Origin of the sequence: Sediminibacterium sp. (assembly GCF_019264485.1) — a bacterium.
Lineage (GTDB): Bacteria > Bacteroidota > Bacteroidia > Chitinophagales > Chitinophagaceae > Sediminibacterium.
In genome coordinates this window covers 513,226-530,378 of record NZ_JAHVAA010000014.1, presented here as the reverse complement: position 1 = coordinate 530,378, position 17,153 = coordinate 513,226, and the positions used below count along the sequence as shown (strand labels likewise).

The 17,153-nt window shown below is 42.6% G+C and carries 12 protein-coding genes and 1 tRNA gene; 6 read left to right on the top strand and 7 right to left on the bottom strand.

Annotation, left to right across the window (positions count from 1 at the left end):
- Nucleotides 1-3 precede the first annotated feature (3 nt).
- The 5 genes from KXJ59_RS13855 to katG form a co-directional block, all read right to left on the bottom strand.
- Entirely contained in the window at nucleotides 4-1,413 is a 1,410-nt protein-coding gene (locus KXJ59_RS13855; RefSeq protein WP_295205807.1) for an efflux transporter outer membrane subunit, read from the bottom strand.
- 10 nt (nucleotides 1,414-1,423) lie between these two features.
- On the bottom strand, nucleotides 1,424-4,588 hold the full coding sequence (locus KXJ59_RS13850; RefSeq protein ID WP_295205805.1) for an efflux RND transporter permease subunit: 3,165 nt from the start codon (nucleotides 4,586-4,588) through the stop codon (nucleotides 1,424-1,426).
- A 95-nt stretch (nucleotides 4,589-4,683) separates the two neighbouring features.
- Nucleotides 4,684-5,841: an efflux RND transporter periplasmic adaptor subunit gene (locus tag KXJ59_RS13845; RefSeq protein WP_295205803.1), complete on the bottom strand. Its 1,158-nt coding sequence runs from the start codon at nucleotides 5,839-5,841 to the stop codon at nucleotides 4,684-4,686.
- A gap of 172 nt (nucleotides 5,842-6,013) precedes the next feature.
- Nucleotides 6,014-6,613 carry a TetR/AcrR family transcriptional regulator gene (locus tag KXJ59_RS13840; RefSeq protein WP_295205802.1) on the bottom strand — a complete coding sequence of 200 codons (600 nt, stop codon included), beginning with the start codon at nucleotides 6,611-6,613 and terminating at the stop codon, nucleotides 6,014-6,016.
- Between the two features lie 220 nt (nucleotides 6,614-6,833).
- Nucleotides 6,834-9,032 (bottom strand): catalase/peroxidase HPI, encoded by a 2,199-nt coding sequence (katG, locus tag KXJ59_RS13835; RefSeq protein ID WP_295205800.1) that lies wholly within the window; start codon nucleotides 9,030-9,032, stop codon nucleotides 6,834-6,836.
- A gap of 119 nt (nucleotides 9,033-9,151) precedes the next feature.
- Here katG and KXJ59_RS13830 point away from each other — a divergent pair, with 119 nt between their 5' ends.
- Together KXJ59_RS13830 and KXJ59_RS13825 are read left to right on the top strand one after the other, a co-directional pair.
- Nucleotides 9,152-10,087, top strand: a complete 936-nt coding sequence (locus tag KXJ59_RS13830) for a hydrogen peroxide-inducible genes activator (RefSeq protein ID WP_295205798.1) — start codon at nucleotides 9,152-9,154, stop codon at nucleotides 10,085-10,087.
- A 250-nt stretch (nucleotides 10,088-10,337) separates the two neighbouring features.
- On the top strand, nucleotides 10,338-12,425 hold the full coding sequence (locus tag KXJ59_RS13825) for a hypothetical protein (protein ID WP_295205796.1): 2,088 nt from the start codon (nucleotides 10,338-10,340) through the stop codon (nucleotides 12,423-12,425).
- Nucleotides 12,426-12,545: 120 nt separating this feature from the next.
- Here KXJ59_RS13825 and KXJ59_RS13820 read toward each other — a convergent pair.
- A tRNA-Arg gene (locus KXJ59_RS13820) sits at nucleotides 12,546-12,617 on the bottom strand.
- Between the two features lie 339 nt (nucleotides 12,618-12,956).
- Here KXJ59_RS13820 and KXJ59_RS13815 point away from each other — a divergent pair.
- The 3 genes from KXJ59_RS13815 to KXJ59_RS13805 all read left to right on the top strand — a co-directional run bounded on the left by KXJ59_RS13815 (nucleotide 12,957) and on the right by KXJ59_RS13805 (nucleotide 14,699).
- A complete protein-coding gene (locus KXJ59_RS13815) occupies nucleotides 12,957-13,409 on the top strand; it encodes a VOC family protein (protein ID WP_295205794.1) in 453 nt (150 codons plus the stop codon).
- Between the two features lie 88 nt (nucleotides 13,410-13,497).
- Nucleotides 13,498-14,151, top strand: a complete 654-nt coding sequence (locus KXJ59_RS13810; RefSeq protein ID WP_295205793.1) for a hypothetical protein — start codon at nucleotides 13,498-13,500, stop codon at nucleotides 14,149-14,151.
- A gap of 77 nt (nucleotides 14,152-14,228) precedes the next feature.
- The gene (locus tag KXJ59_RS13805) at nucleotides 14,229-14,699 is read left to right on the top strand and encodes a GNAT family N-acetyltransferase (protein WP_295205792.1); all 471 of its coding nucleotides are present in this window, start codon (nucleotides 14,229-14,231) and stop codon (nucleotides 14,697-14,699) included.
- A 155-nt stretch (nucleotides 14,700-14,854) separates the two neighbouring features.
- Here the strand turns inward: KXJ59_RS13805 and KXJ59_RS13800 are convergent, their stop codons facing one another.
- A complete protein-coding gene (locus KXJ59_RS13800; protein WP_295205791.1) occupies nucleotides 14,855-16,414 on the bottom strand; it encodes a carboxypeptidase in 1,560 nt (519 codons plus the stop codon).
- Between the two features lie 285 nt (nucleotides 16,415-16,699).
- Between KXJ59_RS13800 and KXJ59_RS13795 the strand changes: the two genes are divergently transcribed.
- Complete coding sequence (locus tag KXJ59_RS13795) at nucleotides 16,700-16,906, top strand: DUF2892 domain-containing protein (RefSeq protein WP_295205790.1); 207 nt, start codon at nucleotides 16,700-16,702, stop codon at nucleotides 16,904-16,906.
- Nucleotides 16,907-17,153 lie beyond the last annotated feature (247 nt).

Here is a 17,153-nt window from a genome sequence, read left to right as displayed (position 1 = left end):
AGATTACTGCCATCCTCCACCTAAAGACCTGTATAATTCTATCACTGCTGTTGATTGTTCTTTTTGTAATAACGCAAGAGCCAGCTCTCCCTGTAACACATTGCTTTGTGCAGTAATTACTTCAAGATAATTGGCCATGCCATTTGCAAATAGCATTTGCGCGCTGCCAATTCCTTGCTGTAAATGAGATACTCTTGATTGTGCTATTATCTGTTGTTCTTTTAGTTTGTTTACTTTAATCAAAGCATCTGAAACCTCACCAACAGCATGTAATACAGATTGACGAAAGGCAATTACTGTTTTCTCTCTGTCTACCTGCGAAAGCTGGTATTGTGTTTTTAGTTTACCCTTTTGAAACAAAGGTTGTGTAATACCAGCCATCGTTGTAACAAATAAGGAAGCAGGAACACTAAACCAATTGCTGGCCAAAAAGGAATTAATACCACCTGTAGCGGTAATGCCTAAAGAAGGGTACATGCTTGCTTTGGCGATTCCGGTATTTGCATTGGCAATGGTAATATCCAGTTCTTTTGCTTTAACATCGGGTCGGTTTGCCAATAGTGCTGATGGAATACCAGTAGACAGCTCACCGGAATGAACCGGATCATAAATAGAGCCGCTGCGTTTAATAGAAGCGGGTGTAATACCAGAGAGCACACTCAAATGGTTTTCTTCCAATGCAATCTCTTTTTCCAACTGCGGAATCAATTCTGCCGCCACCAGTTGTTGAGCCATAGCTTGCTGTAAGGCAAGTACGGTAACCTGTCCGGCATTATATTGATGTTTCAGTATCGAAAGAGTACTGTCGCTCAGTAACAGATTTTTTTTGGCAATCCCCAACTGGGCATCAAGCATCAGTAAATGATAATAACCTTTGGCAACAGTAGCCACCAAATCGGTCTGAATAACTTTTTGCGCCTCAGTTGTTTTCAGGTAACCCGCAAGTGCTTTTGATTGCTGGTTTTTTATTTTACCCCATATATCAGCTTCCCAACTAAGCGTGAGATTTACAGAATAATCCTCAACATAAGATTTCCGGAGAAACTGGCTAAGGCTAAGACCGTTAAGGCTATTGTCTGAAGGTCTGTTGATGGCACCTGATGCCTGCAACCTTGCTTCGGGTAAATATTCAAGCCTTGATTGTTTGATGAGTAATTGTGCCGCTTCCCGGTTTTGTAAAGCGGTTTGCATATCATAATTTCTGGCAATAGTGCTATCAATCAATTGCTTTAGTTCATTGTTTGAGAAAAACCGGTTCCAATGAATACGGGCTATTGACGAAGTATCTGTTGTATTGCCATTGCGATAGTTTGCTGCTATTACGGGTTCGGGCGACGCAATATCTTTTGATATTTTGCAGGCACTGAAAAGTAATACTGTAAATAGTAGCAGGTATGGTTGTACGATTTTCATTGTTGTAAGATTATTTTTTTTGTAGGTCGAGTTTATCCATAATCCATTCATCGTGTTCTTCGGTTTTTCTACCGCTTACTTTTTCCTGTAAGAACTGGAAAACACTGAAAAGAACAGGAATGATGAAGATGCCAAGCAATACACCGGTAAGCATTCCACCAACTGCACCTGTTCCTATAGAACGATTGCCCATAGCAGATGCGCCAGTAGCCGAAAGAAGAGGAATAAGACCTACAATAAACGCAAAGGACGTCATTAATATAGGACGCAAACGCAGACGCGAGGCTTCAATAGCAGCATGGTGTATGGAAAGCCCTGCTTTTCTTCTCTGTACAGCGTATTCAACAATTAATATCGCATTCTTGGCGAGTAAACCAATCAGCATGATCAGTCCTACCTGCACATAGATATTGTTTTCAATACCCGCAAAACCGATAAAGAGGAAAACACCCAGTAGTCCGGTGGGTACAGAAAGAATAACTGCAAAAGGCAACAGATAGCTTTCATATTGCGCAGCAAGCAGAAAGTAAACAAATATAACCGACATTAAAAAGATTAAAGTTGTTTGCGAACCCGATTGCTGTTCTTCACGTGTAAGCCCTCCCCATTCGTAAGCGTAACCTCTTGGAAGAAATGCAGCAGCCGTTTCTTCAACAGCTTTCAATGCTTCCCCCGAACTATAACCGGGTTTGGGTACACCATTTATGGTAACCGCATTAAACAGATTATTTCTGGTTACTGTTTCAGGTCCATATACTTTTTCAAGCGAAACGATGCCAGTAACGGGTACCATTTCGCCCAGGTTATTTTTTACCTGAACATTGTTCAGTGTTTCGGGGTCAAGGCGATAAGAAACATCCGATTGTAAAACAACTTTATACTGTTTACCAAACTTGTTGAAATCACCCGCCTGAAGACTGCCATAGAAAGTTTGAAATGTTTGCAAAAGGTCGCTGATTGAAACACCCAGTTGCTTGGCTTTTTGTTCATCAATATTTAGTTTGTATTGAGGATTGCCTGTATTGAAAGTAGTGAAGGCATACATGATTTCAGGACGCTTCATGAGTTCCCCGATAAAGCCATTTGCGGTAGCACTCAGGTCTTCCAGTTTTCCGCCAGCCCTGTCTTGCAGTATCAGTTCAAAACCATTCGTGTTACCAAAACCCTGAACTGTAGGTAATGTAAAAGTGAACAGGTCTGCAGCAGAAATAACAGATAGCTTCTGATTTACTTCTGCTAGTATGGCATTGATGTCTTCATTTTTACCACGTGTGCCTGGTTTCTTTAATTTAGTAAAAGCCAGTGCATTAATGGGACTTGATGCGTTTGTAATGATATTCATACCTGCAACGCTGTACGATTTTTCAACACCCTCCACAGTTGCAATAATGCTGTCTACTTTGGCTACTTCTTTTTTGGTACGCTCAAGCGAAGCTCCTGGTGGCATACTAAGTGAGTACAGGAAAATACTCTGGTCTTCGGTAGGAATAAAACCAGTGGGTGTGCGTTTAACCAATACTACTGTTGCAGCCGTAATCAGTACCAACGCAGATAAAGCAATCCATTTTGTTTTAATTAAAAAACGCAGGCTGTTGCCATAACGGGTTGTCAGATTTTCAAAGCCTGCATTAAATGCTTTAAAGAATCTGTCTTTGATGCCTTTAGGTTTTTCTCCGGCAGCATGATGATTTTTGAGTAGTAAAGCAGATAACGCAGGACTTAACGTAAGCGCATTCACTGCTGAAATAAGAATGGCAATAGCCAGTGTAAATGCAAACTGTTTGTAAAATATTCCTGCGGGCCCCTGCATAAAACCAACCGGTACGAATACTGCTGCCATCACCAGTGTGATAGAAATAATGGCACCCGATATTTCCCCCATGCTTTTTAGTGTAGCAGTACGGGCAGGTAAATGTTCATTGGCCATTTTGGTATGCACTGCTTCCACTACCACAATTGCATCATCTACAACAATACCGATTGCAAGTATCAGTGCGAATAATGTAAGCAGGTTGATCGTAAAACCGAATAGCTGCATAAAAAAGAAAGTTCCCAGAATGGCAACCGGTACGGCAATGGTAGGAATCAGGGTAGAACGCAAATCCTGAAGAAAAAGAAATACAACGATAAATACAAGAATAAACGCTTCTATCAAAGTCTCTATTACTTTTTCAATGGATGCGTCAAGAAATTCTTTTGATGAATAGGGCACGAATGTCATTACACCTTTGGGTAAATCCTTATTTACCCTTTCCATGATTTTATTTACTTCTGTAAGAATATCGTTGGCATTAGAGCCAGCGGTCTGATAAATGAGTATCCCGGTAGATGGTCCCTTGCCAACTTTGGCTTCAGAGCTATAATTGAAAGAGCCCAATCCAACCCTTGCCACATCTTTCAAACGGATAATAGAACCATCTGCATTGGATTTGAGAATAATGTTTTCATACTCTTCATTCGAGTTCAGTTTTCCTTTGTATTTGATCACATACTCAAAAGATTCTTTACTGCCTTCTCCAAATTTTCCGGGAGCAGCTTCCAGGTTTTGTTCCCTGATAGATGCCAGCACATCTTGTGTAGAAAGTCCGTAACTCGCTAATCTGTCTGGTTTCAGCCAGATGCGCATGGCATAATCTTTTGTACCAAAAATAGTAGCCTGCCCTACACCATGCACACGCTGAATTTCCGGAATGATATTTATTTTGGCGTAGTTCTGTAAAAAGGTTTCATCGTAAGAGCCATCACTATACAGTGCTATCGCCATGATGATGCTGTTCTGTTGCTTTTGTGTGGAAACACCAGCCTGCAGTACTTCTGCGGGAATAAGACTGTTGGCTTTGGCCACCCGGTTCTGCACATTTACTGAAGCAATATCGGGGTCAGTACCGGCGGTAAAGAATACACTGAGCGTCATTGTACCATCGTTGTTGCTGTTCGATGTCATGTAAGTCATATTCTCCACACCATTGATGGCTTCTTCCAGTGGTGTTGCTACTGAGCGGGCCACTACTTCTGCACTGGCACCGGGGTAGGTTGCAGTAACCAGCACTGCGGGCGGCGCAATATCTGGAAACTGTGTAATGGGTAGTTTGGTCAACGAAACAATACCCAACAACACAAGCAATATGGATATTACGGTGGAGAGTACCGGTCGTTTAATAAATTTTTGTAGCATAATAGGTAATTGTGTTATTGATAAGGCAATAGGCTCTTACCAGCTATGAGGCTGTATAAAAAGCAAGCGCTTTTCAGGGTAATATTGATGAATGATTAGTGTTTACTCGGTGAATGATCTGCAAGTGCACTGTCGATAGAAGTGGGTTGAGGTACTATTACAGCACCATCTCTCAGTCTTTGAATACCACTGAAAACAATCGATTCTCCGCTTGTAACTCCATTGTCAACGATATAATTGCTGCCGCTTTTGCCAACCACTTTAATTTGTTTGGAAACAACTTTATTACTGTCGCCAAGCGCAAATACATATATTTTATCCTGCAATTCATAAGTGCTTTGTTGCGGAACCAATAATTTGTTATTCTGTTGGAAAGGAATCCGAATTCTGCCACTGATACCGGAGCGAAGTAATTTTTGTTTGTTGGTAAAAAGTGCACGGAAAGAAATGTTGCCGGATGTTCTGTTGAATTGACCTTGTACCAGTTCTACTTTTCCTTTTTCAGGATAAATGGTGTTATCGGCAAGTTCTAATTCAACAGGAGGGAGGTTATTTATTTTATCTTCCATACTGGCACCTGGTATGGTTTCGGAAAAACGGAGAAATTCTGCTTCGCTCATGCTGAAATAAGTATGCACATTACTTACCTCCGTTAAAACGGTTAAGGGAAGTTGCTCCCCTCTGCCAATAAGGCTGCCCTGTTTAAAGTTGATGTGGCCAACATAGCCACTAACTGGTGCATTAATTACGGTATATCCGAGCGTAATATCTGCACTCGTTTTACCGCTAACTGCCTGCGCATAACCAGCCTGTGCTTCATGCAGAATTGCTTTCGCGGTTTTCAATTGCACTTCAGCAATTACTTTGTTGGCAACAAGGGGTTCAAGCCTGTCAACTTCAACCTGTGCTTTTTCTACATTGGCTTTCGCCAGGTTGATATTCGCTTCTGCTGTTTTAATGTATTGTGTATATTCTTTTTGGTTGATCCGGAACAACGGTTGTCCTTGCGAAACCCAGCTACCATCTTCCACATAAATTTTTTCGAGATAACCGCTTACTTGTGGGCGTATATCAATATTAGTGGTTCCTTCTACGGTTGCGGGGTACGACTGCCAGGTGGTGGCCGATCCGATTTCAAGTTTTACAACGGGTAAAGCCGGTGGTGGTGGTGCCTGTTGGTTAGCGGCTTTGCCGGTGCAGGCTGCAACATATAATATACCTGCATAAAGAAGATAGGTAAATAGCTTTTTCATAACGTAATTAGTTTTTCTAACGGTGTTAGATTATTGGTGAAAAAAAACAACATTTGCTGTTGCTTGAAAAAAGGTCGAAACACTGGTAATTTATCTAACAGTGTTAATCAGGTCGGTTAAAAAAAAGTACTCAGTACTTTCTGCTTTGCTTACTTCATGTATTTGTGTTTTATCAGTTTTTAATAGAGTTTATAAGTCCGCTGATGGCATCTTTCAGTACTTCCCGGTTTAGTTCATCCCGGTTAATCTGGGTAGTAAGGTTTATCGAAATCAATCCATGAACCACACTCCAGAAAGAGTAGTATTTACGGTCAATATATTCTTCCGAGCGTTTTTCAGCCGGTGTTATTTCCTCAATTTTATCCCAGAGCATATTCATCGGGCGATCATAATCAGGGCAAGTATTTTCGACTGAACAACAATTCATTTCCACCCCATACATCACCTGGTATAATTCCTTGTAAGCAAAAGCAAAATGCCAGTAAGCCAGCCACATGGCTTCCAGTTGACCTTCCGGCGTGGTACTCAATTCCCTGGCTTCTTCCATTTTACCGGCAAGTTTTACATAACCAATTCTGGTTAACTCCTTGAGTATGGCATCTTTATTACTAAAGTATTCATAGATAACCGGTGCTGTATAATCTATCTTATCGGCAATTTTACGCATACTAAGTGCACCCCAGCCCTCCTCTTTCACAATATCAAGGCTGGCACGAAGTATATTATGCCTCGTGTCTTCCTTAATCTTTTGTATGCGATCCTTACTGGACAATTTTCTTATATGGTTTAAAATCTAACACTGTTAGGCAAAATTAGGCGAATAGCTTCTATACTGCCAAATATTTTTTTGAAAAATGGTTAACCGGTGTCGTTTTATGCTAAAAACAAGTGAAGATTAGCAGGCGGATGGATGATAAGTACGTCGGTCAATAAAAAGGGTGACATATCAAATATGCCACCCTTTTTCAAATACTGATAAAAGTTTGATCAGTTTAAAAACGATCCAGGTTCATCACTTTATTCCATGCTGCTACAAAGTCTTTTACAAACTTCTCTTTGCCATCTGCACAGGCATATACTTCGGCAATAGCGCGGAGTTCTGAATTAGAACCAAAAACCAGATCGGCACGTGTGGCGGTCCATTTAACCTGTCCATTGGTACGGTTACGTCCTTCAAATTCCTGCTGGTGACTATCGGCAGTAGCAGACCATATGGTACTAAAGTCGAGCAGGTTTACAAAGAAATCATTGGTGAGTACGCCAGGTTTATCTGTGAATACGCCATGCTTCGATTGGTTATAATTGGTATTGAGTACACGCAATCCACCTACCAGTACCGTTAATTCCGGTGCTGTAAGTGTAAGTAATTGTGCTTTATCAATTAATAGTGCTTCTGCAGTAGCCATTTGTTTTGGTTTCAGGTAATTGCGGAAACCGTCGGCCTGTGGTTCAAGTACTGAAAACGATTCAATATCTGTTTGTTCCTGTGAAGCATCGGCACGACCAGGGGTGAATGGAACAGCTATATTGTGTCCGGCATCTTTTGCAGCTTTTTCAATAGCGGCACAACCACCGAGTACAATCAGGTCGGCAAGCGATACCTGTTTCTTACCCCCATTGGCATTAAATGATTGCTGAATGGTTTCGAGCGTACCCAGCACTTTCGACAATTGCTGCGGATTATTTACCTCCCAGAATTTCTGAGGAGCCAAACGTATGCGGGCACCATTGGCACCACCACGCTTATCCGATCCACGGAAGGTGGAAGCAGAAGCCCAGGCAGTTGAGACCAGTTCTGATACGGATAAACCCGAAGACAGTATATTATTTTTCAGTGTTGCAATATCTGCTTCATTAATCAGTTCATGCGTAACAGCAGGTATGGGATCCTGCCATAACAGTTCTTCAGCAGGAACTTCTTTACCGAGGTAACGCGCACGTGGTCCCATATCTCTATGGGTAAGTTTAAACCAGGCACGGGCAAATGCATCCGCAAACTGATCAGGATTTTCATAGAAGCGTCTTGAAATTTTTTCATAAGCCGGATCAAAACGCATGGAGAGATCGGTAGTAAGCATAAATGGCGCATGGCGCTTGGCAGCATCATGTGCATCAGGAACGGTTCCTGCACCTGCTCCATTTTTGGGTTGCCATTGGTGGGCACCTGCCGGACTCTTGGTCAGCTCCCATTCAAAACCAAAAAGGTTTTCAAAATAATTATTGCTCCATTGCGTAGGAGTGGTGGTCCAGGCACCTTCCAGTCCACTGGTAATGGTATCGGCACCTTTGCCAGATCCGTAAGTATTTGTCCAGCCCATACCTTGTTCTTCAATACCGGCAGCGGCTGGTTCTTTACCAACATATTTACCCGGATCTGCAGCACCATGTGTTTTACCAAAACTATGTCCACCAGCAATCAAAGCCACTGTTTCTTCATCATTCATGGCCATGCGACCAAAAGTTTCGCGGATGGCTTTTGCTGCAAGAATCGGATCAGGATTACGACCGGGTCCTTCAGGGTTAACATAAATCAATCCCATTTCCGTTGCACCTAAAGGTGATTCAAGACTTTCAGGGTTTCTGTGACTGGCAACAAATTCTTTTTCACTGCCCCAGTATACATCTTCTTCTGGTTCCCAAACATCTGCACGGCCACCGGCAAAACCGAAAGTTTTAAAGCCCATTGATTCGAGTGCTACATTACCCGCCAGTATCATCAGATCAGCCCAGGAAATTTTCTTTCCATATTTCTGTTTGATAGGCCATAAGAGTAAGCGGGCTTTATCAAGATTCGTATTATCGGGCCAGCTGTTCAATGGCGCAAAACGTTGCATGCCGGCACCGGCACCACCGCGACCATCATAAGTACGGTAAGTACCTGCACTGTGCCAGGCCATTCGGATAAAGAATGGACCGTAATGTCCATAATCTGCCGGCCACCAGTCCTGAGAGTCGGTCATTAAAGCGGTCAGGTCTTTTTTCAGTGCATCATAATCCAGCGACTGAAATGAAGAAGCATAATCAAAATCGGGATCCATTGGGTCAGACAGTTCAGAATGCTGACGGAGGATGTTAATGTTAAGTTGGTTGGGCCACCAGTCGTGGTTGCGTGTACCACCGCCGGCAGCCTGTTTCAGGGTGCCGTTGTGAAAAGGACATTTGCTGATGTCGCCATTGGCATTATTTTCCATATTGATTTATTTTATAAGGTTATTGGATGATGAAAACGGGTGTTGTTCGAGCAGCAAGATTACACTTAAATAGTTGATAGTTCAAATTGATTATCTTTATGATAATATAGATTTAATCTATGACACTAACACAATTGGAATATATGGTAGCGGTAGATACCTACCGGCATTTTATATTGGCAGCAGAAAAATGTTTTGTAACCCAGCCAACCCTGAGTATGCAGTTACAAAAACTGGAAGAAGAACTGGGTGTGAAAATTTTTGACCGCACGAAACAGCCTGTTATACCTACTGAAATAGGCGCCAGAATTATTGCACAGGCAAGGGTGGTATTACGTGAATCGGGAATGATCAAACAATTGATTAATGATGAAAAAGATGTGATGACGGGTGAACTTCGCATTGGCATCATTCCTACACTGGCGCCATACCTGTTGCCAACGCTGTTTAAGCAGGTACGTGCAAAATACCCGCAACTCGAACTGGTCATCAGGGAAACCATTACAGAAGAAATAATACATGAACTGAAAAATAACCGGCTCGATTGCGGGCTGGTAGTTACACCCTTAAAAGACCCATCTATACGTGAAGATGTATTGTTTTATGAAGAGCTGTTTGTATATCTGTCGAGGAAGAATGCTTTGTATGATAAGAAATATGTGCTGGCCGATGATATAGACCCCGACCAGTTGTGGCTGCTGGAAGAAGGGCATTGCTTCCGCTCACAGGTATTGAATTTATGTGAGCTGCGCAAAAGCGGTGACCTGCATTTTAAATATGCCACTGGAAATATTGAAACACTGAAACGGATGGTAGATAAAAGCAACGGCCTCACCATACTTCCTGAGCTGGCGGTAATTGAATTCAACAAAACGCAGATGAAACTGGTGAAGCGGTTAAAAGATCCGAGTCCGGCGAGAGAAGTGAGTTTGGTAACCCATCGCGATCATATTAAAACCAAACTCATTCAGACATTAAAGGATGAAGTGTTGCAAATGGTACCTAAAACCATGCAACAGTTGAGGAATAAAAAAGTGGTGGAGATTAGTGATTGATTTTGGTCTAAATTTTATTCGTTATTGCAAAAAAATCTTTCAGAACAGGAGGGTTGATTTTCTCTCTGGCGTATTTCCACGAAAAAAATAGAAGACCATGCTATCGTTTTAGATAGAGGCTTTGGTAAACAATAAACTTAATAGTGACAATTATTTATTCGATAAACCTTATTTTTATCGTCAACCACAAATATTCCATTCACTAAAACGCTACAAACAATGAACGATCATGAAAGAGAAACAACCTGTCATGAAAATCACAAAAGTGATTTTATCATGTATGGCGATGCTCCTGCTTGCCCCAGGCGGAATACAGGCGCAGAAAAATGAAACATCAGGTAGTAAAGTAAACCAGCGTTTTATTCACCGGGCCATGGGCAATCCCTACCTGCCTTTATGGGAGCATTTGCCCGATGGCGAGCCCAGGGTTTTTGAAGATCCTGATAAACCCGGCAAGTTCCGCGCCTATATTATAGGCTCGCACGATTTACGTTTTACCAGTTATTGTGGTCCTGATATCAGAATATGGTCTGCGCCCATAGAAGATTTATCGAGCTGGCGCGATGAAGGCGCTGTATTCACCTATCAGTCGGAAGACAAGTGGGATGTAATGTATGCGCCCGATCTGGTAGAAGTGAAAAGGAAAAATGGCAAGAAAGAATATTATCTCTATCCGCATAGCCGTGGCCCTAACAGAGAGCCACTGGTGGCAAAATCAAATCGCCCCGACGGACCTTTTACACCCGTAAACCTTACCGAAGACGGTAAACGTACCGTACCCGGTAGTATTTTAGGATTCGACCCTGCGGTATATATAGAATATGTGACCGACCCGAAAGATCCTGATTATGAAATTGGTTTTCGTGCCTATGCTTACTGGGGCTTTCAGCGATCACTCGCAGCGCAGTTAGATCAGAACACCATGTACTCACTCAGACCCGGCACCAAAATCATCGACCGTTTTCTGCCTGCCAGTTCACGTTATGGCACTTTACGTGATCCGCAGGGCACTGTGTATCCGCAGATTTATCCGGGGGAAGATTTGGGTACATTCAATTTTTTTGAAGCCTCCTCTATTCGTAAAGTGGGCAATAAGTTTGTGTCTATTTACAGTGGTTATTCCGGACCAGAATATGGCGTAGGAAGTTCTAACTCTACTTTGCGTTATGTGGTGGGCGACTCGCCATTGGGTCCGTGGAAGAGTGGTGGTGTATTGGTAGATTCCCGTGCACCTGTATTGAATAAAAACGGAACTGCTATTCAAACCACCAATGCAGGCCATAATACACATGGCAGTATTCAGGAAATCAACGGGCAGTGGTATGCGTTTTATCACCGGCCACCGCGCGGATTTGGTTTTGCGCGTCAGGCAATGGTGGCGCCTATTTCAGTTAGCTGGGATGAAAAGCCTGTATCGGAAGGCGGAATGGTGTACCTGCGGGCATTTGATCCTTATGCGCCGGATAAAATACATGTGGTGAAAGACAGTGCAGGAAAAGAATACAAGGGTGCTGAAGTAACATCGGAAGGTTTTCATTTTTATGGGCTTGATCCTTACCGCTATTATTCTGCAGGTTATGCCGCTTATCTTTCCGATAACAGTATTCAACAGGATTCATGGGATATATGGGATAACCATATGCCCATTACCAAAGTGAAAAACGGACATATCATCGGCTATAAATATTTTGGTTTTGGTGGTCATGCCAGAACTGAAAAAGGCTTACCTGCTTTTGAAGGAACCAGGAAGGGAAACAAAACAGCATTTAATCTTTTCCTTACGCCCAAAACAAGCAAATCGTTTAAAGTAAATGTTTGGTTGGATGGTCCATGGGATAATGAAACATGGAAAGGAAAAAAGATCGGCGAAATTATTGTTCCTGAAAATGCCAAACAGGAAAGCACACAGTACACAATTGATGTTGCTGCTTTTGTAGATCATTTAGATAAAAAGCATGCTATTTACCTGGTAGCCGAAGGTGCAGAAACTGAATTGCTTTTCGATTTGCAGGGACTGGGTTTCAGTTCAATAAAAAAGAAAATTATACGACCCGTTCCACCCACGGTAAACATTACCGTGAACGGAACAGCACTTGCTCTTTCTGAAACACCTGTTCGGTCGAACAATACGAATGGGCTTGTTGGTTATGGTGAATATGAAGCAAGTTATACGCTGCCTGCAGGTACAACAACCATACCTGTTGTAGCGGCATCATCGAATAACGCTTCTGTAAAAATATCGGTAACACAAGCCGCAAGCTTATCAGGAAAAGCGGTGGTGAAGTTTGATTATAAGGGAGTGGTGAAGACGTATTATGTGGTATTGGCGGCACCGTGATGACGATTTCCCAGCAACATTCAAAAAAAGGTAAATTTTACCAAGGGTTCTTATACCATACGGATACCCTTGCGGAAAATAAATAATAAAGCCCGCTTCTAAGTTTAGAAGCGGGCTTTGTAGTCCCGACAGGAATCGAACCTGTATCTAAAGTTTAGGAAACTTCTATTCTATCCATTGAACTACGGGACCAGCAGAAATGGTGAACAGAGGAATAAGAAATATCCAATGTCCAATTTTCTGTTTTTTATAAGAACTTGTATTCAAAGTTTAGTCCCCGCAGTACTGTGGGGATATTCTATCCATTGAACTACGGGACCAGCAAAAATGATGAACAGAGGAATATCGAATATCCAATGTCCAGGTTTCTTTGCGGTATTTTAATATATCTGGTTATTTATAAGAACTGTATTCAAAGCTAATGGCTAATGGCTAAATGCTAACAGCTTCCCCCCACGGGAGGGCAAAAATAGGGGATTCGGGATTTTTGGAGGCAGGAAATGGAGTATTTTAGTAAATCAAGTAAACTACATGCGTAAAACCCTTTTTTCACTGATCCTTCTTGGCATCAGCATCTGTACCATGGCACAAGACAATACTCCCCGAATACAGCTCAACCATATTGCCCTCTATGTTACCAACTTACAACAGTCGGCCAGCTTCTACCGGGATGTGATGGGTCTCGATACCCTGCCCGAACCCTTTAAACTGGGTAAACATGCCTGGTTTAAAATTGGTCCGGCCATGGCATTGCATGTAATTGCTGGGGCACCGGCGAAAAAAGAATATTATAAGAATAACCATATCTGCTTCAGTGTATCCAGCATCGATCAGTTTATCGGCAAACTCACACAAAGAGGCATTGTATATGAAGATGTAAACGGTAAAACCGGCGCCGTTACCACCCGTGTTGACGGTGTTCACCAGATCTGGTTCCGCGATCCGGATGGGTATTGGATTGAAGTGAATGATGCGAAGGAATGATTTTTGATGTCAGATGGCAGATTTTGCACAGTGCCATATCTGACATCTGCCATCCGACATCTGCCATTCCTTCCTATATTTGCCGTCTATGAAATTTTACAATATTATCATTAAATACCGCTTCTGGCTCAGCCTGATATTGATTGCGGGTGGGGTGGCACTTAATATGACGGGTACGGGTTTCTGGCCCACATTTCCTATTTATTTTGTAGCACTGATCGGTTTACTCAGTCATTTTTTTATAGGCCCATTGCGTCTCATACAGGAACCGATGGAATCGGGTAATATTGAAGAAGTGGAGCGGATATTAAATGGTATCTGGTTCCCCAATCTCTTATACAAACCTGTTCGGTCTACCTATTATACCATCAAGGGCAACCTGGCCATGATGAAGCAGGATTTTGATTCAGCCGAAAAACACCTGAAGAAAAGTACAGAACTGGGGTCGCCCATGCCCGAAGCAGAAGGCGCCAATAAATTACAATTAGGTATGATGGCTATGCAGAAAGGCGATTTGAAGCAGGGTGAAAATTATATCCGTGCCGCCATCCGTGCCGGTATTCCTGATAAAGAAAGTGAAGCCGTGGCTTATCTCACCATGTGCCAGATATTCATGAACAAAAGAGAATTCCGCGCCGCCAAAGATTTCTTCCGCAAAGCCAAAGCCTGCAAACCAACTACCAAACAGGTGGTGGATCAGATTAAGGAAGTGGAGAAATATATTTCGCGGGTTCCGGGGTAAAATATTTGATGTCAGATGTCAGATGGCAGATGTAGCATAGTGCCAAATCTGACATCTGACATCAAAAAAATCCTCCTATGCTTCGCATCTTAAAAATATCATCTGAGTCTGCCGCACTGGAAACCGTGCGGCTGCTTTTTTTGGAGTATGCGGCAAAATTGCAGGAAGACCTCTGCTTCCAGAGTTTTGATGCTGAAGTGCGTCATCCACTGGAAAAATATGGACCTCCCAAGGGTGTTATTTTTCTTGCTTACTGGAATGATAAAGCAGTTGGCTGTATTGCCCTACAACCATTATCAGAAAAGGGGGTATGCGAAATGAAAAGATTGTATGTACAACCCGCTTTCAGAAAATATGGCATCGGCCGCAAACTGGTGGAAGAACTGCTGATAGCATCCAAAGCCATGGGTTATACTAAAATGCGTCTCGATACACTCGATCGCCTTCAACCTGCCATCCGTTTATATGAACAGTATGGGTTTGAAATCATCAATGCTTATTATGAAAATCCCTTGCCGGGAGTGGTGTATATGGAGCGGGAATTGTAATAGTGAGTAGTGAAGTGAGTAGTCAGTAGTCAGTAGTCAGTAGTGAGTGAGGGGAAAGTGAGTAGTCAGTAGTGAGTGGTTTCGAAAACTTATTACTCACTACTGACTATTGACTACTCACTCAAATATCAGACATCCGACATCAAAAAATCCTCCTAGTATTTCGCCGGTGTACCAGGTTTCGGAATGCTCTTCTTGATAAACTTCCTTAAATTATCATTGCTTTTCTCGAGGTCTTCTTTACGCAGGTACATCATGTGTCCGCTGCGGTAGCCTTCCCAGCTCATGCGGTCTTTGAGGCGACCGCTGGGGTCCATCTGCCATAGATTGTATTGGGCATTGAAATAATCGCAGGCTCCATCGTAATAACCAGACTGTACAAGTACATGCAGGAATGGGTTTTCGGCCATAGCAGTACGCAGGTTATCGCCTGTTCTGTCGTTGGTACGATCCCATGGGTTAACGGGTCCGAATACATAATAACGCTGATCTGTTTTGTATTTCAGTTCTTCACGTAAATACATATTGATGGCTGGCGTAAATGAATGCTCCCAGGATAAAAGTTCTGAATTGTAATCAGGCGATTCACCCGCATCTTTTTTATCGATGCCTTTGTAACGTGAGTCGAGACGACCAACAGTAAAGCCCTGATCGCGCAGTAATTCTTTCCAGAATAAACTGGTAGACACATCGAGGTTATTCTGCAGAATTACTTTTTCATTGATACCTGAAAAGCGCGCCATTTTAGCGGCGATCTCTTTGCGTTTGGTGTCGTCGAGTAACCATCCTTTGTTGATAGCAGGAATAAGATCATTCATGGTGAATGCTTCTACTTCGGGCAACATATCGGTCAGGTCTTTTTTCTGCAGATCGGCAGGTAGTTTTTTATGGTACCATGCAGTAGCAGCATAATAAGGTAAACGCAATGCAGCCGCTTCTCTCGGACTTCTTTCAATACCCAGTGTAGTAGGTGAAACAAGTATTACACCGTTGAGAAACATCCAGTGTGCATTTTGTAATTCGAGTGCCAGTCCTGAAACACGTGTGGTACCATAGCTTTCACCAATCAGGTATTTGGGGGATGCCCAGCGGTTCATGCGGGTAACAAATGTGTTGATCCATTCAGCGAGGTACTGCACATCGGCACGTACACCAAAGAAACGGGTGGTAGGAATGTCTTTGCTGATGGGGCGTGAGAAACCGGTGTTTACAGGATCAACATACACCACATCTGCCACATCTAAAATTGAGTGCGGGTTATCTTTCATGCCATAGGGTTGAACAGGATAACCCTCATCATCTACATTGAGGATACGTGGACCGGTATAACCAATCTGCATCCACAATGCAGCTGTACCCGGACCACCATTAAAAGAAATGAGTAAGGGACGTGTGGCTTTGTCTTTTACATCGGTACGTTCGTAATAGGTAAAAAATACACCGGCTTCAATTTTGCCGTCTTTATCCCAAACGGGCATGGTACCCACAGTAGCTTTATAGGGAACACGAACGCCTTTGATGGTGGCTTCATGTTCTGAAGTAACAGTAGCATCCGGATTAAAAGGGATATTGAATGAAGCTACTCTCGGGTCATTGGAGCCGGCTGATACAGGCGCATTACCTGTTGTATTGCCCTGGGTTGTTCCGGCAGGTCTTTGGGCCATTAGTCCTGTTACCATACAAATGGCAACACAACCAAGCATGATTTTTTTCATAGTAAGCAGTAATTGGGATGGTGAATAATGTCGAATATAAAAGTAAGCGCTGAATTATATGCAAAAAATAGGTGTTTGACTGAGCAGAAAGGCGAATAGGTGATTTTTTACCACAGAGTGGCACAGAGGGTTTAAAATAAATTTGGCTATTAGTTTGTAGTTATACCTCTGTGTAACTCCGTGTTTTACTCCGTGAAACTCTGTGGTTCCAATACCGTGTGACAAAAGTCATATTATTAATGCCCAGGCAATCATACCTTGTAGCAGTAATTCAAATCTTTCTATATGAAAACAAACATGGGAAACACAGACAGAATTATCAGGGTAATACTCGCACTGGTATTTGCAGCCCTTTATTTTACGGGAACTATAACGGGTACCTGGGGAACTGTATTAGTGGTGCTGGGAGGCGTATTTCTGGCAACATCAGTCATCAGTTTTTGCCCACTCTATTCCATATTCGGCATCAATAGCTGTGGGAGAAAGAAATAAGGAGCAAGAAACAAGGGACAAGCAGCAAGAAACAAGAAATGAGATAAGAAGTTATATACTTTCTTGTTTCTTGCTGTTTGTCCCTTGTTCCTTATTTTCATTGCTGCTTGTGCAATGTAAGAAAACGACAGGTCTGAAACTTCTCCAGGGTGCCTGCTGGCTTCGCTTCTACCATATATCATGGATTAGGAACAATGGTCTATCTTCTGCTCTCCGGGCCTTTTAATTGAATGATATTTGTTTTGCT